Here is a 20098-nt window from a genome sequence, read left to right on the forward strand (position 1 = left end):
CGCATGAGCGACACAACGGCGAGGTTTAGAACCCGCCGTATTGGTTGCAGCGTGGCACGCCTCACGCGCACGTGCGGCCGGCGTTATCCGGACTGGTCGTGCTGCTGCGCTGCGTATCGATCGCGGTGTGACGCATTCGCGCGATATGCAGTGCGTGCATTCCATGTCACCCAGCTTAGGTGGTGAGCGCGAATCACTGCATCGAGCAGCGCGGCACCCGCAAAAAGCCGGCAGAGAATCGTTATTGATGAAGTGTTTTCAACGCGCAACCTCAACGCGCAACTGCGTCGCTGGGAGAGTGCTTAGGTTAGGTGCCCTCGCCCAGCGATCCACGCTGCTGGCGATGACGCGCCAAAGACGCTCTACACGTTTAATGACGTGCACTGCTCAGAGTTCCTACGTATCGCGCGCATCAGCAAGTGAGTGCGACCAAGCGTGGAAGACCACCTGCACAAAGCGCCGGCATCTTGCTGAGAGTTTTTCAACGGCAAGAAGCTGTCGCCTGGCGACCGGCGATGCCGACGAAACGTACCGCTCTTCCGCAAACGTCATGCGTCCACTCACCGCACACGTCGCTGACAATGGCTGTAGGTTAACGGCACGATGCACTACGCGCCGTGTCCGACGCACTCATGCCCGCATGCACACCAGCACCAGCTGCGCACTGCGGGTGCACGTGGCACCCGCAGCACTGCCCGTTACTTGACCGGTTCGGCCGGCACAGCTGCCGGTGCTGGCGCCGCCGGCTTGGCCTTGTCCGTCGGCTCGGACGGCGTGGTCTGCTCGCTGGCGGGCGGGCGTGGTGCGGCGGGCTTGGGCTCGGGCGTTGGCTTGATGGCCTTGGGCTTTTGCGCTTGCGCCTTGGCCTTGCGCGCGGCCTGGGCCTTGGCAACAGAACCAGGTTGCTTGAGTTCGGCCAGCGCCTCGTTGATCGGGCCATCGCCCGGCAGCACGTCGCCGGCGCTGTAGCCCTCCTCACCTTCTGCATCGCCGCGCAGGTGGCCCGGTAGGGTTGCCTCGCTGAAGTCGGTGAGGCTGGCCGGCACGTCGGCGTCGCCGGGCTGCGGTTCGGGGGTGAGCATCACTTCGGGCACGATGCCGCTGGCCTGGATCGACTTGCCACTGGGCGTGTAATAGCGCGCGGTGGTGAGCTTGACCGAGTCGCCGTTGTCCAGCGGCAACACGGTCTGCACCGAGCCCTTGCCGAAGGTGCGGCTGCCGATGATGCGCGCGCGCTGGTTGTCGCGCAGCGCGCCAGCCAACACTTCCGACGCGCTCGCCGAGCCGGCGTCCACCAGCACCACCACCGGCGCACCGCCGAGCAAATCGCCCGGGGTTGCGTCGAACTTGGCGTCGCTGATGGAGATGCGCCCGCGCGTGCTGACGATGTTGCCCTTGTCGAGCAGATCGTCGGCAACCTGCACGGCCGAGGTCAGCAGGCCGCCCGGGTTGCTGCGCAGGTCCAGCACCAGGCCGCGCAGCTTGCCGCCGGCCTGCAGTTGCTTGAGGTTCTTCTGGAAGTCGGCGCCGGTGTCGGCCTGGAAGGTGCTGATGCGGATGTAGCCATAGCCGGGTTCGAGCAGCTTGCTGCGCACGCTGGCCACGCGAATGGTTTCGCGCTGCAGGGTGATGTCGAACGGCTTGGCGACCTTGTCACGCACGATGGTCAGCGTGACCTTGCTGCCGGATTCGCCACGCAGCGGCTCCATTGCCTTGCTGGCGTCGATCGGTTTGCCGTCGATGGCCACGATCACATCGCCCGCCTTGACACCGGCGCGTGCAGCCGGCGTGTCGTCGATCGGCGCAATCACCTTGAGCGTGTTGTCCTGCTGCTGCAGCAGTTCCACGCCGATACCGTCATAGGCGCCGGTGGCCTGTTCGTCGAAGGCCTCGGCGTCTTCCTTGTCGAAGTAGGTGCTGTGCGGATCCAGGTCCGACAGCAGGCCGCGCACGGCCGCGTGCATCAGCTTCTTGTCCTCGACCGGGTCCACGTAGGCCTGCTTGACCGCGTTGTACACGGCCACGAAGCGGCGGATCTCGTCCAGCGGCACCTTGGAGACGGCGGCTTCGTTGGCTTCCGGGTCGTCCGCGGTGGCCGGTGCGGCAGCGGGGCTGGCCTGCTGTGCCCAACCGGGCGACGCGAACAGGGCCAGCGACAGGGCAACGGACAGGACGGCTACGCGCATGAAGCACTCCGAAAAGAGAGAAGACGCCCCACAGCGCGGCGCTGGCTGGATTATGCGCGAAGCAGCGGTAAATCCGCGTTGAATCGCCGTCAACGCCGGCGTATGTGCGAAGCACCGGCAAGGCTGCGCGATGAGATCTGCTGCGGTGCTGCCGTCGGGACAGTCCGCAGCGACACTCTGGCGCCGCGAACTGCCGGCATGTGAGCGGCAACACCATGCAGCAAGCAGACGCCGGATAAGTGCGGCGCCCCATGCACTCAGCGGCGCTGCAGCCAGCTCGAAGGATCCACTGGCTGGCCGTTGCGACGCAGCTCGAAGTACAGCGCCGGCACACCCTGCCCGCCCGAACTGCCGACCTTGGCCACGGCCTCGCCACGCTTGATGCTGGCGCCCGCATCGCGCAGCAAGGTGTCGTTGTGCGCGTACAGGCTCATGTAGCCGTTGCCGTGATCCACGATCAGGATCATGCCGTAGCCGGTCATCCAGTCGGAAAACACCACCGTGCCATCGGCCACCGCGGTGACCGTGCTGCCCTTGGGCGCGCCGATCAGCACGCCCTTGCTGGTATGGCCATCCGGCAGCGTGGCGTTGAAGCGCGCCAGCAGGTTGCCCGACACCGGCCAACTCAGGCCACCGACCTTTGGCGCCGGTGCGTTGGCCACGACCTTGGGCGGTGTCTTGCCGGGGCGTTCCGGGCGATCGGTTTTGCCGCGCTTGGCCTGCGCGGCGGCTTCGGCGGCCGCACGCTTGGCCGCCGCGCGGCGCTCGGCTTCTGCCTTGGCCGCGGCTGCACGCAGATTGGCCAGCAACTGCTCCAGCGCCTTGGCATCCTGGCCCAGGGCTTTCTCGCGCTCGGCGCGCTGTTGATAGCGGGTGTCCAGTTGCGCAACGGTGGCGGCCTGCTGCGAGCGGTCTTTCAGCAGCGACGAGGCCTGTGCTTTTTGTTGTGCGCGTGCGGCGTCCAGCGCCTGGCGCCGCTCGGTGATTTGCTGCTCGACCTGGGTCAGTGCTTCCAGTTGCGTGGTGAGCCCCTGGATGCGCTGCGCGCGTGCGCTCTGCACGTAGCGGTGGTCGGCCAGCATGCGCGTGGCATTGCCCACGGTGTCTTGTGACAACAGCACTTTCAGCGGCGCGTTGCGGCCCACATGGTCGGCGGCGCGCAGCAGTGCGGCCAACTGCACGCGTTGCTCGCGCAGGCCACGCTGCAGCTGCGCGCGCTGCTGCTGCAGTTCGGAGAGTTTCTGTTCGTGCGTGCGCAGCGCGGTTTCGGTCTCGCTCAGCGCACGTGCGGTCTTGGCGACTTTTTCATCGGCCTGGCGCAGCTGCTGGGCGGCGGTGCCGCGCTTGCCTTCCAGGTCGCGGCGGTCGGCGCTGATGGTTTTCAGTTCATCGCGCAATTGCTGCAGCTTGCGCTCGGCCTCGCGCTGGCTCTGCGCCCCGGCGCTGGTGCCGGCCAGCAGCGTGCAGGCGAACACGGCCGCGGCCAGCCATGCGCGTGCGGGCGGGCTGCGGGTCGGGTGCGGCAATGGCGCGGCGGCAGGAGGCAAACGAAAGTTCCAGTGACTTCAGGCAGGTGCGCGATTGTAGCCAAGCATGGTGTGATCGCTGCCACGTTACCGATATCCGCCGCGGCGGGAGGTTCAGCATGAAGCACGCGCATTGGATCCTCGTGTTCTCCCTGGCCTGCGGCAGCGCCTGGGCCGATGAGGACATCAGCAAGGTCAATGGCCGCATCAGCGCCGAGGCCGGCAAGACCTACGGCGACCTGGAAACGGTCAACGGTTCCATCGAGATCGGCGCCGCGACGCAGACCAAGAACGTGGAAACCGTCAATGGCAGTATCCAGGTCGGCGAGCGCGCCCGCACCGGCGGTGTCTCCACCGTCAACGGCGGCATCCGCCTGGGCAGCAAGGTGATGGTGTCGGGCAATCTGGAAACCGTCAACGGCTCGGTACTGGCCGAGCGCGGCAGCCAGATCAGTGGTGGCGTGGAAACCGTCAACGGCAGTATCGGGCTGGTGGAAACCGAGCTGGGCAAGGGCATCGAGACCGTCAACGGCGACATCACCGTGGGCGTGGGGTCGCACGTGCGTGGCGGGATCCTGGTCACCAAGCCCAATTTCGGCTTCTCGTTCAAGCCGAACCGCAAGCCGCGCGTGATCATCGGCCCGAATGCGGTGGTCGATGGCCCGCTGAAGTTCGAACGCGAGGTCACCTTGTACGTGCACCGCAGCGCCAAGATCGGCGCGGTCACCGGGGCCACCGCGCGCAGCTTCGATGGCGATGTGGCGCCGGAGGACTGACGCGCTCACCACCGCCTGCGCCTAGAATCGGGAACCCCCGCCGCACCGAGGAGTCCCGATGCCCCGCAAGATCGTGTTGTGCCTGGCCGCCGCCGTTGCGTTGGCGGGCTGCAAGCGTGAGTCCGCCGACCCCGCCACCGCGCCCAGCGCGCAGGCACCTGCCGACAGCGCCCCCAGCGCACCGGTCAGCAGCCACGCCTTCTCGCCGGAACTGACCACCGGCGACTTTGCCGAGCTGGTCAAGACGCTGGCCTCGGACGCCTTCGAAGGCCGCGGGCCGGGCACGCCGGGCGAAGAGAAAACGGTGACCTACATCCGCGACCAGATGCAGCGCATCGGCCTGCAGCCGGGCAATGGCGACAGCTGGTTCCAGGATGTGCCGATGGTGGAAACCACCGCAGACCCGGCCACCGCGCCCAGCCTGCGCAGCGGTGCGCAGAGCCGCCCGCTCACCTTCGGCACCGACATCGTGGTGGGCACGCGCACCGGCCAGGCCGAGGTCAAGCTCGACAACAGCGAGCTGGTGTTTGTCGGCTACGGCGTGGATGCGCCGGAGCAGCAGTGGAACGACTACGCCGGGCAGGACTGGAAGGGCAAGACGGTGGTGATGTTCGTCAACGACCCGGGCTTCCACAGCAACGACGCCAAGTTGTTCGACGGCAAGCGCATGACCTATTACGGCCGCTGGACCTACAAGTTCGAAGAAGCCGCGCGCAAGGGTGCGGCCGCCGCGCTGATCGTGCACGACACGCCCGGCGCCAGCTATGGCTGGGACGTGGTGAAGAATTCCTGGTCCGGCCCGCAGTACGACCTGCCGGCCAAGGACGACCCGGACCCGCGCCTGCCGGTGCAAGGCTGGATCAGCGCCGACACCGCCAAGCAGCTGTTCGCCGACGCCGGGCTGGACCTGGCGCAGGCCTACAAGGACGCCGGCAAGCGCGGCTTCAAGCCGGTGCCGTTGAAGGCCAGCTGGTCGGTGGACCTGAAGAGCACGATCGCCCAGAAGTCCTCGCGCAACGTGGTTGGCGTGCTGCCCGGCAGCACGCATGCCGACGAGGCGGTGCTGTACATGGCGCACTGGGATCACCTGGGCAAGCACGACGGCGAAACCGGCGACAACATCTACAACGGCGCGGTGGACAACGCCACCGGCGTGGCCGGCATCCTGGAAATCGCCGATGCCTTCGCGCACCAGGATCCCAAGCCGGCGCGCTCGGTGGTGTTCGTGGCGGTGACGCTGGAAGAATCCGGCTTGCTGGGCTCCAAGTACTACGTGGCCAACCCGAGCTTTCCGCTGGACAAGATCGCTGCGGTGATCAACCTGGATGCGATGTCGGTGGCCGGGCGCGCACGCGACGTCACGGTGGTGGGCATGGGCAGCTCGGAGCTGGAAGACATCCTCAAGCCGATCGCCGCCATGCAGGGGCGCACGCTGCACGGTGAGGCCACGCCGGAGAGCGGCTCGTACTTCCGCTCGGACCACTTCAACTTCGCCAAGGCCGGCGTGCCGGCGTTGTACGCCGACGGCGGCGAAGACCTGCGCGATGGCGGTACCGCTGCCGGCCGCGCAGCCGCCGAGGACTACGGCCGCAACCGCTACCACGCGCCTGGCGATCAGTACGATGCGGCTACCTGGAAGCTCGATGGCACCATCGAGGACCTGCAGGCGGTGTATGGCGTGGGCAAGCAGGTGGCGGCTGATCAGCAGTGGCCCAACTGGTATGCGGGCAATCCGTTCAAGGCCGCGCGCGACCGCATGATGGCCGGCAAGCCGGGTGCGGCCGCTGCGCCGGCGCCAGCGCCCAAGGACGACGCCAAGCCTGCGCCTGCGCCGTCGCGCTGAGCTGCGGGCAGCCCCTGTGACCGCGCGCTGCGTGGTGACAGGGGCTGCAGCGGCTTGCTACAACCAGTGCGAAACGCTGGCACGTTGAGTCCAACGTCTGACCGCACTTTGCGCCGAACAAAAAAGGGCCTCCGCATGGAGGCCCTTCGTTTGTGGCGAGTTTAAGAGCGGCTAACAAAACGTAGCGAGCAGTCGTCAGGTGGGTGGCAGACGGCGCGGAAAAATGCACGTGGGTACATGCCGATTCCGAGCACCGGCCGCGCCCGCCTGGAGGCTGCGCAGTAGTTCTGATAGCTGCTCTAAATCGCAATGCACATCCCGCGCGGCTGCTGCGTGCACGTGTTACACGAGAGCGATCAATCGTTATCCACGCTCACCACGTGCCCATCTTCCGGGTCAACGTGCAGGTCTACCTTCTGCCCACCGCTTTGTTCGGCATCGGCCTTCCACAGGCCATCTTCGAACTTGAGGTCGTGCACCTTGGAATAGCCCTTGGTGGAGAGCGCTGCACGAATGTCGGCCTCGCTCATCTTGGAGGTGGTCTGGTCGCCATACACGCGGCCGGTGGTCGGGTCGATCCGCACATCCACATCCTTGCCGTCGCCGCTGCGCGCATCGGCCGTCCACACGCCGTGCTCGAACTTGATGTCGTGCACCTTCGTGTAGCCCTTGGCCGTCAACATGCTGCTGACTTCGGCGGAAGTGAGTGCCTTTGCCGGCTTGGCGGCGTCCTGCGCAAACGCACCGTGTGCGGTGAGGGCAAGTGCGCCAACCAGCGCGGTGGTCATCAAACGCTGTGCCATGAGAGTGCTCCTAGCAGTTAAGTGCGTCCATGCTGGGCGTCGGCAGATCGCGGTGTGGTGAAAAAGCGACCTTATGCATCGCAAAAGTTCAGTTAGCTGACAACCGCAGATGCCTGTTCACCCGTGCTGCACGTGATGTTTACAAGCGCATGAGGTCGCTAAAAACGGTCATTGCAGCTTGGCCCGATCGTTGACCTCGAAAGCGCACGACCGTGTGAGCGAGCAAGCAGAGATCCGCTGTGCACCAGCGGCAATCGATTGCCACGACTGCCACGGCAGCTACGCGTACGTCATCGTCGCAATTCAGCAGAAAAATCTGCAGGAGCGCCCTGGGCGCGATGAAGCCCTACCGACCACGGTAATGCTCCATCGCGCCCAGGGGCGCTCCTACGAAAGGCGGGCATGCGACAACGTGTCAGCGTGTAGCGCGCGCGGCCTGCGGCGAGAGGATGACCATCTGCGGCTTGTCGGTGCCGTCCTTGTTCGGATGCACGTTGTAGGCGTAGCTGGTGTTCCACCATGCGCCCGCTGCCCACCATGTCCAGCCCAGCCAGACATCGGCGTTGTTTTCCATGTAGGCCAGCATGCCTTGCAGCGCGGTATTGCAGACGGCGTTGTTGGCGGTGCCGAACTCACCAAGGAAGCCACGCTTGTTGTTGGTGCGCAGCCATTGGGTGAATGCACGCAGGCGATCGGCGCCGATGGTTTCACTGACGCAGACACTGGAGGTGCCGCTGGAATCGGCATCCAGATATTGATGCACTTCGAACGCATAGCGATTGAGCGGGTCGCTGATCGATGCCAACGCGGTTGCATTGGAATACCCATCGCTGGTCAGCGAGTGCCAGCTGTGTGCGCCGGTCCACAGCGCGCCCGGGACCAGGATCAGATTGTTGGCGCCGGTGGCACGGATCGCATCGATGCCTGCCTGCGCTGCACCGGCCCATTCGCTGGCAGAGATGTTGTTGGGCTCATTCATCAGCCCGAAGATCACCGCGTTATCGCTGTTGAAGATCACCGCCAGGCGCCGCCACAGATCGGCAAAGGTGGCGAGCGGCACTTCCGGCCCACCCACTTTATAACCGTAGTGCTTGCTGTAGTTGTGGATATCCAGCACCAGATACATGCCCGATGCCTTGGCGCGTGCCACCGCTTGCTGCACCAGTGCCAGCTGCGCCGGATCCAGCTCGCCGCGTGCAGCTGGCTGCAGTCGTTCCCACAGGATCGGCAGGCGAATCACGTTCATTCCAGTCCCAGCGAAATAGCTGTAATCGGTGCTGGCGGGATACATGTAGTCCTTGTTGAGGACGCCAGGTTTTTTCGATGACGCGAATTCCGCACCCGCCAAATTGACGCCGGCGTACTTGAGTGCACGCGTTTGTGCATGGCCCATCGGCAGGACACCGAGCAGCAGGAAGAACACCGCGCAGGACATTAGCCTGCGCAACCACAGAGAGCACGACATGGAAACCACTCCTTCGACGACGGAAAAGATGCATCGCAGCCCCGTGGCGTGCGATCGACGTTCGTTACGCTGCATCTGCCCGTTCAATGCATCACGCGTGCCAGCCGCGCATCGCGCGGTGGTTAAAGATGATGTGCGCAGGGGCTCACAAACAAACTGCGTTGTGGCCTGCACTTTATGCGGCGTGGGAGGAGCTGGCACCGGGATCGTGCGGTTGTGCCTGCTTTCAAGGGAGACTGCGCTTTCACGTGTGACGCGACCGCGACCACATCTCGACATGCGATTTGCTAGGCGACGAAAGCGTGACGCCAAATCTCCGGCTACGCATGCAACCGACGCACCAGCAGTACAGGTCTGCTGCGTGCGCCGGCTGCTGCAGTTGTACACAAGCGAACTGATCTATTGCCGTTATCGGGTGACGCGATGCGCGCGTGCGCTCAAGGTTTTCATCTGCGGCTTGTCGCGGCCTTGCGCATCGGGCTGCACATTGAACGGATAGCTGGTGTTCCACCACGCGCCTGCCGCCCAGAACGTCCAACCGATCCACACATCGTGGTGGGTTTCGAGATAACCGAGCATGCCGTCCAGCGCCGCAGTGCAGGTTGCGTTATTGGCGGTGCCGAATTCGCCAAGAAAACCGCGCTTGCCTTGCGCGCGCAGCCAGCCGGTGAAACTGCGCAAGCGCTCCGCACCGATCGTGCGGCTCACACAACCGGCACTGGTGCCGCTGGAGTCGGTGTCCAGGTATTGATGGACTTCGATCGCATAGCGATTCAATGGGTCGCGGATGTTCGCAAGCGCCACTGCATTGGACTGCCCGGCCACGGTGGAATACCAGCTGTGTGCGCCCGACCACAATGCACCGGGCACCAGAATCAGGTTGGTGGCACCGGTGGCACGAATGCTGTCGATGGACGCCTGCGCGGCGGCGGCCCAACTCTCTGGCGAGATGTCGTACGGCTCGTTCATCAGCCCGAAAATCACGGCGTTGTCGCTCTTGAACGCGATGGCCAGACGGCGCCAGAGATCGGTGAACGTGCGCACCGGCACCCGCTTACTGCCAATCTTCTGGCCGTAGTACTTGGCGTAGTTGTGCACATCGATAATCAGGTATTGATTGGCGGCCTTGGCGTTGGCCACTGCCTGCTTCAGCAATGCCAGTTGTGCCTGATCCAGCGGACCTTGAGCTTTGGGCTGCATGCGCTCCCACAGGATCGGCAGGCGCACGATGTTCATTTGCTTGCCCGCGAAGTACCTGTACTCGGACGCGGTTGGATAGCGGTAGTCGATATTGAGCACGCCCGGTTTTTTGGACGACTGGATCTCCGCACCGGAGATGTTGACGCCTGCGTATTTCAGACGATTGGGGCTTTGCGCCTGTGCGATGGACATCGTGGCGATGCAGAGCATGACCAACGCGCAGCGCAGCAGCTGGCGTGGCCAGGAGGGGGAGGCAGACATGGGGTGTTCCTTGCAGTTGCGGGGGAGATACGCTGCCCGCAACGTCATGCCGCGCGACGCGGCCAATAGCGCATCTGTCTCTACCCTAGGCGCAACGGCACGCTGAAACTACAGATGCGAGGTATCACTCTTCCAAGCTGTGCGGTGTTTCGCAGTGGCGGCAGGATCTGGTCGACGCATCCGCGACAGAGGCACGTTTTCATGCCCATGTATGGAAGCGTGTGCGCAGCTTGAAACGGCGCGCGTGGCGCGTCGGCCAAGAGACCTGTGGCGAAAAAACTGCCTGGCTAAAAACACGGCATGCGGTGATCACTGCATGCACGGGCAGCCACACCGCAACGACCGCGGTGCGCCCGCGTGATCACGGTTGCCTATGTGGCTGCGAGCCGATGCACGCGCACGTGGCAGTTCCACCTACACGCCGCACAAACGGCGTGCCAGGTGACAGACACCGCCAACGTCGCGCGTGCGGCGCTCGCATTCGGCTGCGCTAAAGCGGCCAGGAAGCAGAGACGCAGACGCCAGGCAGGCGCGAGCGTGGAGGTGCATCGGTATGGACTGAGTGTCCACGCCAACGGCTCCGCGCATGCGCCTGCCTGGCGTGTGCTCGCCGTGACGCTTATTTGCCGGCGCGACGCGCGTGCTCGCTCAGGATCGACATCTGCGGCTTCTCGCTGCCGTCCTTGCCCGGCTGCACATTGAACGGGTAATCCGGCTTCCACCACGCGCCGGCTGCCCACCAGGTCCAGCCCAGCCACACGTCGCTGTTCTTTTCCATGTAGCTCAGCATGCCTTTCAGCGCGTCGTTGCAGACCGCATTGTTGGCCGTGCCGAATTCGCCCAGGAAGCCTTTCTGCTTGTTCTCGCGTAGCCAGTCGGTAAAGCCGCGCAACTTGTCCGCACCCACCGTGGCACTGGTGCATTCGGGCTTGGTGCCGCTGTAGTCGCCGTCCAGGTATTGATGCGCTTCGAAGGCCAGATTGTTGCCCGGGTCCTTGAGAATCTGCAGGGCCTTGGCATTGGAGACGCCGTAGCTGGTGCTGCGCCAGCTGTGCGCGCCGGTGTAGGCCGTGCCAGGCACCAGAATCAAATTGTTCGCGCCGGTCTTGCGGATGGTGTTGATCGCCGCTTGTGCGGCCGCGGCCCAGTCGGTGGAGGAGATGCCATTGGGCTCGTTCATCAGCCCGAAGATCACCTGCTTGTCGTCCTTGAACTCCAGCGCCAGGCGGCGCCACAGATCGGCCAGTGCTGCAGGCGGCACCTCGTCGGTGCCGATGCGCTTGCCGTTGTACTTGGCGTAGTTGTGCAGGTCCAGGATCAGGAACTGCTTGTTGGCCTTGGCGGCGGCCACGGATTTCTTGATCAACGCCAGTTGCGCCGCATCCAGCTCGCCATTGAGGGTTGGCTGCAGGCGTTCCCACAGGAACGGCAAGCGAATGGTGTTCATGCCCTTGCTGGCGAAATAGCTGAAATCCGCCGCTGCCGGGTAGGTGTAGTCCTTGTAGAGCGTGCCGGGCTTCTTGCGCGAGTTGAACTCGGCGCCGGAGATGTTGACGCCCACGTACTTCAATCCGCCGCGGGCGTTGTCTGGCTCCTTGGCATGCGCCAACGGCAACGTGGCGAGCAGGGCCAGCGCCAGTGCGGCAGCGTGGGTACGGGTGGAGCGGGGGGAAGATGGGAACATGGGGAGCCTCCTTCGGCAGTCGACGTAGGCGGCCGCAGGGGGGGAGGGCACGGCCAGCGAGGATGGTGCAGCGCCACACCATCGATGGTCAGCCTAGGGGCCCCGGCGTTAGCGCGCCATTCACGCGGGCAGCGCTGATTTGATGATGCGCGAACGTCCCAAGCGCCATGTTGGCTCCACGGTCGAGTTCGCAAGCCGACTGGCAAGACGCACTGTCGCAGGAGTGCGACGGAGCGGTGTCCTAAGCTAACGCACCTACTTTTTGCTGTCTGCGCCCTGCGCGGGCGGCGTTTCCGTCCCCTGGAGTATCCCCATGAGCAAAGCCCACGCCTACGCCGCCCAAACCGCCGACCAGCCGCTGGCGCCGTTCGTCTTCGAACGTCGCGCGCCCGGTCCCGACGATGTGCAGATCGACATCGCCTACTGCGGTGTGTGCCACTCGGACCTGCACACCGCACGCAACGAATGGCACAACACGGTGTATCCCTCGGTGCCGGGCCACGAGATCGTGGGCCGCGTCACAGCCGTCGGCAGCGCCGTGACCAACTTCAAGGTCGGTGACCTGGCCGGTGTGGGTTGCATGGTCGACAGCTGCCGCAGCTGCGCCTCCTGCCAGGAAGGCGAGGAGCAATATTGCGAACAGGGCTTCACCGGCACCTATAACGGCCCGATGTTTGGCGGTGGCGAGAACACCTATGGCGGGTACTCCGACCATATCGTGGTGGACCAGAAATATGTGCTGCACATTTCCCACAGCGACAACCTGGCCGCCGTGGCCCCGTTGTTGTGCGCCGGCATCACCACCTATTCGCCACTGGCGCATTGGAAGGTTGGCCCCGGGCAGAAGGTGGGCGTGGTCGGCCTGGGTGGCCTGGGCCACATGGCGGTGAAGATCGCCAAGGCCATGGGCGCCACCGTGGTGCTGTTCACCACCTCTGAAAGCAAGCGCGCCGACGCGCTGCGCCTGGGCGCCAGCGAAGTGGTGATTTCCAAGGACGAGGCGCAGATGGCGGCGCAGTACAACACCCTGGACTTCATCCTCAACACCGTGGCTGCGCCGCACAACCTGGACCCGTTCCTCAATGCGCTCAAGCGCGACGGCGCGATGGTGCTGGTGGGCGTGCCCGAACATTCGCATCCGTCACCGGCGGTGTTCAACCTGGTGATGAAGCGCCGCACGCTGGCCGGTTCGCTGATCGGCGGCATCCGCCAGACCCAGGAAATGCTCGATTTCTGCGCCAAGCACGACATCGTCTCCGACATCGAAACCATCCGCGCCGACCAGATCAACGCCGCCTACGAGCGCATGCTCAAGGGCGACGTGAAGTACCGCTTTGTGATCGATATGGACACGCTGGCAAAGGCGGCCTGAGTCGCGGTTGCAGCATCTTGCGATGCCATCGCTTGCGTTTTCGTATGACGCAAGCGGTGGCGCGGAGTGCAGCGCCGCCGGATAGCTAACGAGACCATGGACGGCAATTTGCCGTGTCTAGTTCCAAAGCATTTTGCTGCTACTACCTTCTTTAAAGCCACAAAAGAAGAGCTACTTTCTATCTGATTCGAGCAAGACTATTACTCGCGTCGAGCATAAAGGATGAGCAGAATTATCGGTTAGCTAGTGCTCGATGAAGCATCCCAAAGGCAGTTATATCTTTCCATCCATGCGTGCTTGCGTTATTAACCGGTTATTCGCGTGAACCTGTTGCAGACCGGCTTCATCTTCCATCAAAAATTGCTCGTAATTGTTAGTTATATCTGACACGCTGCGCTGAAGCTTATGGACAGTGACTAGACGTGACTCCAGCTCCGTTTGGGACATAGTGTAGCAATCGACGTCTAGAACGGATGAGCTGTTAACTAGCTCATCAGCTAGCGCCATGTCTTTATTCCATTGCAAGAGCCAGCTTTTTATTGCCCCTGAGTTGAACATGCTTTGAGCAGAGGCCAGCCTTGTCCGCGATGCCTTTGACCTCTCAAGGAGAGGAAGAAGATCGTGAATGTCAGACTGCAACGTACTTTCTGTGCGTCGCAGCTCAAGGCGCAGATCTAACGATTTCAGTTGCCCTGTGCGTCGAAAGGCAAGTAAAGCGAATACTGCCCCTGCAACGCCCGTGATGGCGCCGATGACTCCCGCAATTGCACCTATATATCCGAGCCAGTTTTGTTCGGACATTGCCTCGTCTCGCAATAATGATTGTTAGTCCTAGCCCATCACGCCGCAGCCGGCTCCTTGACCTGCGCTTTCACACCCAGCAGCTGCACGATGCTGCCGGCCGCATCACGGCCTTCGGCGACGGCGGTGACCACCAGGTCGGCGCCCCGCACGCAGTCGCCACCGGCGAACAGGCGGGGGTTGCTAGTCTGGTAGGGCAGGCGGCCGTTGCCCTCGGCTGGGGCGACGATGCGGCCGTTGCTGCCGGCTTCCACGCCTTGCGCAGACAGCCACTCCGGCACCGTCGGCGAGAAGCCGAACGCGATGATCACCACGTCCGCTTCCAGCAGGGATTCGCTGCCTTCCACCGGTACCGCGTTGCGGCGGCCGCTGGCGTCGGGCTCGCCGAGTTTGGTTTCCACCACGGTCACGCCGATGGCTTCGTCGTCGGCGCCGGATTCGACCGACAGCGGCTGGCGGTTGAACAGGAAGCGCACGCCTTCTTCGCGCGCGTTGGCCACTTCGCGCGCCGAGCCCGGCATGCTGGATTCGTCGCGGCGGTAGGCACAGGTGACTTTGGCCGCGCCCAGGCGGATGGCACTGCGCACGCAGTCCATGCCGGTGTCGCCGCCGCCCAGCACCACCACGCGCTTGCCGTTGAGGTCGGGCAGGGCGATCTGGTCTTCCCAGCCGGCGATCGGCCGGCCGTGCGGGTCGTTGCCGCTGACGATGCGGCTGTTCTGCACCAGGAAGGGCAACGCTGGCAAAACGTTCTTCAGGTCCTGGCCGTCCAGCCCGCCGTCGGTGTAGCGGTACGCGCCGGTGCCCAGGAACACGGCGTCGTATTCGCCGAGCAACTGTTCGATGCTGACGTCCTTGCCGATCTCCACGCCCAGGCGGAACTGCACGCCCATGCCTTCCAGGATCTCGCGGCGCTTGCCGATCACCGACTTGTCCAGCTTGAAGCTAGGAATGCCGAACTGCAGCAGCCCGCCGATCTGTTCGTAGCGGTCGTAGACCACCGCTTCGATGCCGGCGCGCACCAGGCGGTCCGCGCAGGACAGGCCTGCCGGGCCGGCGCCGACCACGGCCACGCGGTGGCCGCTGGGTTGCACGTTGCCCAGGTCCGGGCGCCAGCCCATGCTGAAGGCGGTATCGACGATGTACTTTTCCACCGCGCCGATGGTGACCGCGCCGAATTCTTCCAGCGTGCAGCTGCCTTCGCACAGGCGATCCTGCGGACACACGCGCCCGCACACTTCCGGCAGCGGGTTGGTGGAATGGCACAGCGCGGCGGCCTCGATGATGCGATCTTCCTGCACCAGCTGCAGCCACTGCGGAATGGCGTTGTGCACCGGGCACTTCCAGCTGCAGTACGGGTTGCCGCAATCCAGACAGCGGCCGGACTGGTACTGCGCGTCGGCCTTGTCGAACTTGCCGTACAACTCGCCCCAGTCACCGGACGTACGCAGCTCCACCGGGATGCGCGTGGGCATGGTCCGCGGCAGGTCAAGGAATTGGAAGGCTTGCTTGCGGCTCATAGGGGCTGGGAATCGGGAATGGGGAATGGGGAATCGGAACAGCGGGTCGCGACGAACGGGAAGAAGGGCGGGGAACCAGTTTTACAATTCCCGAGTCCCTATTCCCGATTCCCGGCGGCGGCTACGCCGCTCGCCTGAGCGACTCGGTCAACGACTCAATGCTGGCGGCCTTGGGTTTGACCAGCCAGAACTTGCCGATGTAGTCGCGGAACTCGTCGAGGATCTGTTGCGCCCAGATGCTGCCGGTCAGCTCGCGGTGGCGGCTGATCAGTGTGTGCAGGTGCTGGCGATGGTTTTCGAAACCTTCGGCGGAGACGCGGTGGATGTCGATCAACTCGTGGTTGTAGCGGTCCACGAAGTCGCGTTCGATATCCAGCACGTAGGCCAGGCCGCCGGTGAAGCCGGCGCCGAAGTTCAGGCCCACCTTGCCCAGCACCAGCACCACGCCGTCGGTCATGTATTCGCAGCAGTGATCGCCGGCGCCTTCCACCACCGCCAGTGCGCCGGAGTTACGCACCGCAAAACGTTCGCCCGCGCGGCCGGCTGCGAACAGCTCGCCGCCGGTGGCGCCATACAGGCAGGTGTTGCCCACGATCGGCGTGTTGCGCGCTTCAAAGCGCGCCCCGCGCGGCGGACGCACCACCAGCCGGCCGCCGGCCATGCCCTTGCCGACGTAGTCGTTGGCTTCGCCTTCCAGCTCCAGCTGCAGGCCACCGGCGTTGAACGCGCCGAAGCTTTGCCCAGCGGTGCCGCGGAAGCGCAGGTTCAACGGCGCATCGCTCATGCCGTGGTTGCCGTGCGCCCGCGCAATGGTGCCGGACAGGCGCGCGCCGATCGAACGGTCGGTGTTGTGGATCAGGAAGCGATGGTCGCCGCCGGTCTTGTTGGCGATCGCATCGGCCAGCAGGCCGTCCATCTGCGTGGCGAGGCTGTCCGGCGATTCGTACAGGCGCTGGGCCGCGCAATGGCTGCCGTCGTACTGCGCATGGGTGAGCAGACGTGACAGATCGACCTTGACGCCCGGACGCGGTGAGACCTCGAGCTGTTCCAGCAGATCGGTGCGGCCAACGATCTCGTCCAGCGAACGCACGCCCAGGTACGACAACCACTGGCGCACTTCTTCGGCCAGCAGGCGGAAGAAATGCTCCACGCGTTCGGGCAGGCCGGTGAAGTAGTTCGCGCGCAGGCGCTCGTCCTGCGTGGCCACCCCGGTGGCGCAGTTGTTGAGGTGGCAGATGCGCAGGTACTTGCAGCCCAGCACGATCATCGGCGCGGTGCCGAAGCCGAAGCTGTCGGCGCCCAGCAACGCGGCCTTGACCACGTCCAGGCCGGTCTTCAGGCCGCCGTCGGTCTGCAGGATGGTGCGGTCGCGCAAGTCGTTGGCCACCAGCGCCTGGTGCGACTCGGCCACGCCCAGCTCCCACGGCACGCCCGCATAGCGGATCGAGCTGACCGGGCTGGCACCGGTGCCGCCGTCATGGCCGGACACGGTGATCAGATCGGCGCCGGCCTTGACCACGCCGGCGGCAATCGTGCCGACGCCGGCATGCGCCACCAGCTTCACCGACACCAGTGCGGTCGGGTTGACCTGCTTGAGGTCATAGATCAGCTGGGCCAGGTCTTCGATCGAATAGATGTCGTGATGCGGCGGCGGGCTGATCAGGCCGATGCCGGGCTTGGCGTAGCGCAGCCGGGCGATCAGTTCGTTGACCTTGTGGCCGGGCAGCTGGCCGCCTTCGCCGGGCTTGGCGCCCTGGGCGACCTTGATCTGCAGCACCTCGGCGTTGACCAGATATTCCGGGGTCACGCCGAAACGGCCGGAGGCCACCTGCTTGATCTTGGAGCGCTTCTCGGTGCCGTAGCGGGCCGGGTCTTCGCCGCCTTCGCCGGAATTGCTGCGCCCGCCCAGGCGGTTCATCGCAATGGCGAGTGCTTCGTGCGCTTCCGGCGACAACGCGCCCAGGCTGATCGCGGCGGTGTCGAAACGGCGCAGCACATCGGCGGCCGGGGCGACTTCGTCCAGCGGGGTGGGGGTGTCGGCGCGCTTGAGCTGCACCAGATCGCGCAGCGTGGAGGCCGGGCGCGAATGCACCGCATCCACGTACTTCTGCCAATCGCTGGCATCGCCGGTGCGGGTGGCGCGCTGCAGCGTCATGACCACGTCCGGGTTGTACATGTGGTATTCGCCGCCGTGCACATACTTGAGCAGGCCGCCCACTTCCGGCTTGAGCTGGTCGTTCCAGGCGCGTGCGGTGAGCTCGCGTGCTTCGGTGTCCAGCCGCGACAGGCTTACCCCGCCGATGCGCGCCGGCGTTTCGGTAAAGCACAGCTCCACCACGTCCGGGTCCAGCCCGACGATTTCGAACAACTGCGCGCCGCGGTAGCTGGCGATGGTGCAGATGCCCATCTTGGAGATGATCTTGGACAGGCCCTTGTAGATGCCCTTGCGGTAGCGGCGGCCGATCTGCGACTGCTCGCCGCCCTTGCTCAGTTGCAGGATGCCGCGCCGGCCCAGGTCGAACAGGGTCTGGTAGGCCAGGTACGGGTACACCGCGGTGGCGCCGAAGCCGAGCAGGCAGGCCATGTGGTGTGCATCGCGCGCGGTGCCGGTTTCGATGATCAGGTTGACGTCGCAGCGCAGGCCCACCTTGCACAGGTGGTGATGCACCGCGCCGGTGGCCAGCAACGCATGCGCCATCGGGCGGTCCGGCACCGGGTAACGGTCGGACAGCAGCAGCATCACCGCGCCATCGCGGGCGGCGGCTTCCACTTCCTGGCAGATGCGTTCCAGGCCGGCCTTCAAGCCTTCTTCGATGCTGTAGGACAGGTCGATCAGCCGATTGCGCGCAACGTACTGCTCCATCTTCAGCAGCTGGCGCAGCTTGCGCTGGCTGAGCACCGGCGAATTCAGGATGACGTGGTTCACCGTCTCCGCGCCGGCATGAAAGATGTTGGTCTCCTTGCCGAGCTGGGTGGTGAGCGACATCGCGATGCCTTCGCGCAGCGGATCGATCGGCGGATTGGTGACCTGCGCGAACGCCTGGCGGAAGTAGTCGTACAGCGGCCGGGTCTGGCGGCTGAGCACTGCCATCGGGGTGTCGTCGCCCATCGAGCCGGTGGCTTCCTGCTCGGTCTCGGCCAGCGGGCGCAGGATCTGCTCCACTTCCTCGGTGCTGAGCTGGAACAGCTTGTGGTAGCTGCGCAGGGTCTGCTCGCTGAAGGGTTCTTCCACCAGCGACGGGTCGATCAACTCGGTCTGCAGGTAGGTCACGCCCTGCTGCAGCCATTGCTTGTAGGGCGCACGCGCACGGTTGATGCGGTCGATGGCATCGGAATCGAGCAGGTCGCCGCGCTTCAGATCGATCGCCATCATCTCGCCCGGGCCCAGCTTGCCCTTGCGGGTGATGCGCTCGGCCGGCAATTCCCACACGCCGGCCTCGGAAGCCACCAGGAAATGGCGGTCGGAGGTCAGCATCCAGCGCGCCGGGCGCAGGCCGTTGCGGTCGAGCATGCAGGCCGCGTAGCGGCTGTCGCAGGCCACGATGCCGGCCGGGCCGTCCCACGGCTCGGTGTTGAGGCCGTAGAACTCGTAGAACGCGGCCAGATCGGCGTCCTTGAACTCCAGCGACTGGGTCGCCGGCGGCACCAGGATGCGCAGCGCCTGCAGCAGGTCCATGCCACCGGCGATCAGCAGCTCCAGCATGTTGTCCAGGCTCTGCGAATCGGAGCCATGCATGGAGATCACCGGGTCGAATTCGGCGATGTCAAAGCGCGGCGTCTGCCACACCTTGCTACGCGCCTGCGCCCAGCGCCGGTTGCCTTCGATGGTGTTGATCTCGCCGTTGTGGGCGAGCAGGCGGAACGGATGCGCCAGCGGCCAGCGCGGCAGCGTATTGGTGGAAAAACGTTGGTGAAACACAATCGCGCTGGATGATAGATCGCTGCGCTGCAGGTCCGGGTAGAACGTGCTCAGCTTGTCCGGCAGCACCATGCCCTTGTAGCTGATGCCATTGGGCGACAGCGTGGTGACGTAGAAGTTGTCCACCTCGCGCAAGGCCTGCTCGGCGCGGCGGCGCGCCAGAAACAGCGCCAGGGTGAAGCCGTCTTCGGTCTGCTCGGCGCCGGCATCGACAAACACTTGCTCGATGCGCGGCAGGGTGTCGCGGGCCAGCTGGCCGCACACGCTGTCATCGGTGGGCACCACGCGCCAGCCGCGGAACTGCACGCCGGCAATCTGCAGCTGGGTTTCCAGCTCGCTGCGACAGCGCGCCGCATCGGCCTCGTCCAGCGGCAGGAACACCACGCCGGCCGCATAGCGCGTGCCTAGCGTGATGCCGGCATCGCGGGCCAGCCCGCGCAGGAAAGCGTCGGGTTTGCGGATCAGCAGGCCGCAGCCGTCGCCGGTGAGCCCGTCGGCGGCCACGCCGCCACGGTGGGTCATGCGCGACAGCGCAGCGATCGCGGTATCGACCAGCGAACGGGAAGGCTGGTCGTCCAACTGCGCGACCATGCCAAAACCACAGGCGTCGCGTTCGTCGCGCGCGCTGTTGTAGAGACCGTAGTCGTCGAGCCCTTGGCGAGTGCGGGGGGCCATGTCTGCCTCTTTGCGATCCGGGAAAAACGGCGACGACGTTGCACCGCTCGACCATGGAGCGGTGCAG

The 20098-nt window shown here is 64.9% G+C and carries 12 protein-coding genes and 1 other RNA gene; 3 read left to right on the forward strand and 10 right to left on the reverse strand.

Annotated elements, in window-relative coordinates; genetic code table 11:
* Positions 1-698: 698 nt before the first annotated feature.
* Together ACCQ09_RS00110 and ACCQ09_RS00115 are read right to left on the reverse strand one after the other, a co-directional pair.
* On the reverse strand, positions 699-2186 hold the full coding sequence (locus ACCQ09_RS00110; RefSeq protein WP_019237040.1) for a S41 family peptidase: 1488 nt from the start codon (positions 2184-2186) through the stop codon (positions 699-701).
* Between the two features lie 257 nt (positions 2187-2443).
* Positions 2444-3733 (reverse strand): murein hydrolase activator EnvC family protein, encoded by a 1290-nt coding sequence (locus tag ACCQ09_RS00115; protein ID WP_019237041.1) that lies wholly within the window; start codon positions 3731-3733, stop codon positions 2444-2446.
* A 98-nt stretch (positions 3734-3831) separates the two neighbouring features.
* On the opposite strand from ACCQ09_RS00115, the gene ACCQ09_RS00120 reads away from it, so the two are divergent.
* A complete protein-coding gene (locus ACCQ09_RS00120) occupies positions 3832-4488 on the forward strand; it encodes a DUF4097 family beta strand repeat-containing protein (protein WP_040940265.1) in 657 nt (218 codons plus the stop codon).
* A 58-nt stretch (positions 4489-4546) separates the two neighbouring features.
* The gene (locus tag ACCQ09_RS00125; RefSeq protein ID WP_040940266.1) at positions 4547-6331 is read left to right on the forward strand and encodes a M28 family metallopeptidase; all 1785 of its coding nucleotides are present in this window, start codon (positions 4547-4549) and stop codon (positions 6329-6331) included.
* Positions 6332-6500: 169 nt separating this feature from the next.
* Here the strand turns inward: ACCQ09_RS00125 and ACCQ09_RS00130 are convergent.
* The 5 genes from ACCQ09_RS00130 to ACCQ09_RS00150 all read right to left on the reverse strand — a co-directional run bounded on the left by ACCQ09_RS00130 (position 6501) and on the right by ACCQ09_RS00150 (position 11744).
* Positions 6501-6570: non-coding RNA, sX9 sRNA (locus ACCQ09_RS00130), on the reverse strand.
* Between the two features lie 117 nt (positions 6571-6687).
* On the reverse strand, positions 6688-7134 hold the full coding sequence (locus tag ACCQ09_RS00135; protein ID WP_014505953.1) for a PepSY domain-containing protein: 447 nt from the start codon (positions 7132-7134) through the stop codon (positions 6688-6690).
* A gap of 415 nt (positions 7135-7549) precedes the next feature.
* Positions 7550-8569, reverse strand: a complete 1020-nt coding sequence (locus ACCQ09_RS00140; RefSeq protein ID WP_197708540.1) for a glycoside hydrolase family 5 protein — start codon at positions 8567-8569, stop codon at positions 7550-7552.
* Positions 8570-9007: 438 nt separating this feature from the next.
* Positions 9008-10060: a glycoside hydrolase family 5 protein gene (locus ACCQ09_RS00145; RefSeq protein ID WP_040940268.1), complete on the reverse strand. Its 1053-nt coding sequence runs from the start codon at positions 10058-10060 to the stop codon at positions 9008-9010.
* Positions 10061-10679: 619 nt separating this feature from the next.
* Positions 10680-11744: a glycoside hydrolase family 5 protein gene (locus ACCQ09_RS00150; protein ID WP_040940269.1), complete on the reverse strand. Its 1065-nt coding sequence runs from the start codon at positions 11742-11744 to the stop codon at positions 10680-10682.
* Between the two features lie 313 nt (positions 11745-12057).
* Between ACCQ09_RS00150 and ACCQ09_RS00155 the strand changes: the two genes are divergently transcribed.
* A complete protein-coding gene (locus tag ACCQ09_RS00155; protein WP_040940270.1) occupies positions 12058-13116 on the forward strand; it encodes an NAD(P)-dependent alcohol dehydrogenase in 1059 nt (352 codons plus the stop codon).
* A 273-nt stretch (positions 13117-13389) separates the two neighbouring features.
* Here ACCQ09_RS00155 and ACCQ09_RS00160 read toward each other — a convergent pair whose 3' ends face one another.
* The 3 genes from ACCQ09_RS00160 to gltB form a co-directional block, all read right to left on the reverse strand.
* A complete protein-coding gene (locus ACCQ09_RS00160; protein ID WP_129588779.1) occupies positions 13390-13917 on the reverse strand; it encodes a hypothetical protein in 528 nt (175 codons plus the stop codon).
* A 38-nt stretch (positions 13918-13955) separates the two neighbouring features.
* Positions 13956-15437, reverse strand: a complete 1482-nt coding sequence (locus ACCQ09_RS00165) for a glutamate synthase small subunit GltD family protein (RefSeq protein WP_012436877.1) — start codon at positions 15435-15437, stop codon at positions 13956-13958.
* Between the two features lie 121 nt (positions 15438-15558).
* Positions 15559-20031, reverse strand: coding sequence for a glutamate synthase large subunit (gene gltB, locus ACCQ09_RS00170; RefSeq protein ID WP_228428169.1), 4473 nt, complete (start codon positions 20029-20031; stop codon positions 15559-15561).
* Between the last annotated feature and the right edge of the window lie 67 nt (positions 20032-20098).

It is taken from the genome of Xanthomonas sp. NCPPB 2586 (assembly GCF_041475775.2).
GTDB classification, from domain to species: domain Bacteria; phylum Pseudomonadota; class Gammaproteobacteria; order Xanthomonadales; family Xanthomonadaceae; genus Xanthomonas; species Xanthomonas campestris.

Bases quoted from the DNA above. Each gene is read 5' to 3' on its own strand.
- ACCQ09_RS00110 (WP_019237040.1), bottom strand. From the start codon at position 2,186: ATGCGCGTAGCCGTCCTGTCCGTTGCCCTGTCGCTGGCCCTGTTCGCG.
- ACCQ09_RS00120 (WP_040940265.1), top strand. From the start codon at position 3,832: ATGAAGCACGCGCATTGGATCCTCGTGTTCTCCCTGGCCTGCGGCAGC.
- ACCQ09_RS00125 (WP_040940266.1), top strand. From the start codon at position 4,547: ATGCCCCGCAAGATCGTGTTGTGCCTGGCCGCCGCCGTTGCGTTGGCG.
- ACCQ09_RS00135 (WP_014505953.1), bottom strand. From the start codon at position 7,134: ATGGCACAGCGTTTGATGACCACCGCGCTGGTTGGCGCACTTGCCCTC.
- ACCQ09_RS00140 (WP_197708540.1), bottom strand. From the start codon at position 8,569: ATGTCCTGCGCGGTGTTCTTCCTGCTGCTCGGTGTCCTGCCGATGGGC.
- ACCQ09_RS00145 (WP_040940268.1), bottom strand. From the start codon at position 10,060: ATGTCTGCCTCCCCCTCCTGGCCACGCCAGCTGCTGCGCTGCGCGTTG.
- ACCQ09_RS00150 (WP_040940269.1), bottom strand. From the start codon at position 11,744: ATGTTCCCATCTTCCCCCCGCTCCACCCGTACCCACGCTGCCGCACTG.
- ACCQ09_RS00155 (WP_040940270.1), top strand. From the start codon at position 12,058: ATGAGCAAAGCCCACGCCTACGCCGCCCAAACCGCCGACCAGCCGCTG.
- ACCQ09_RS00160 (WP_129588779.1), bottom strand. From the start codon at position 13,917: ATGTCCGAACAAAACTGGCTCGGATATATAGGTGCAATTGCGGGAGTC.
- ACCQ09_RS00165 (WP_012436877.1), bottom strand. From the start codon at position 15,437: ATGAGCCGCAAGCAAGCCTTCCAATTCCTTGACCTGCCGCGGACCATG.
- gltB (WP_228428169.1), bottom strand. From the start codon at position 20,031: ATGGCCCCCCGCACTCGCCAAGGGCTCGACGACTACGGTCTCTACAAC.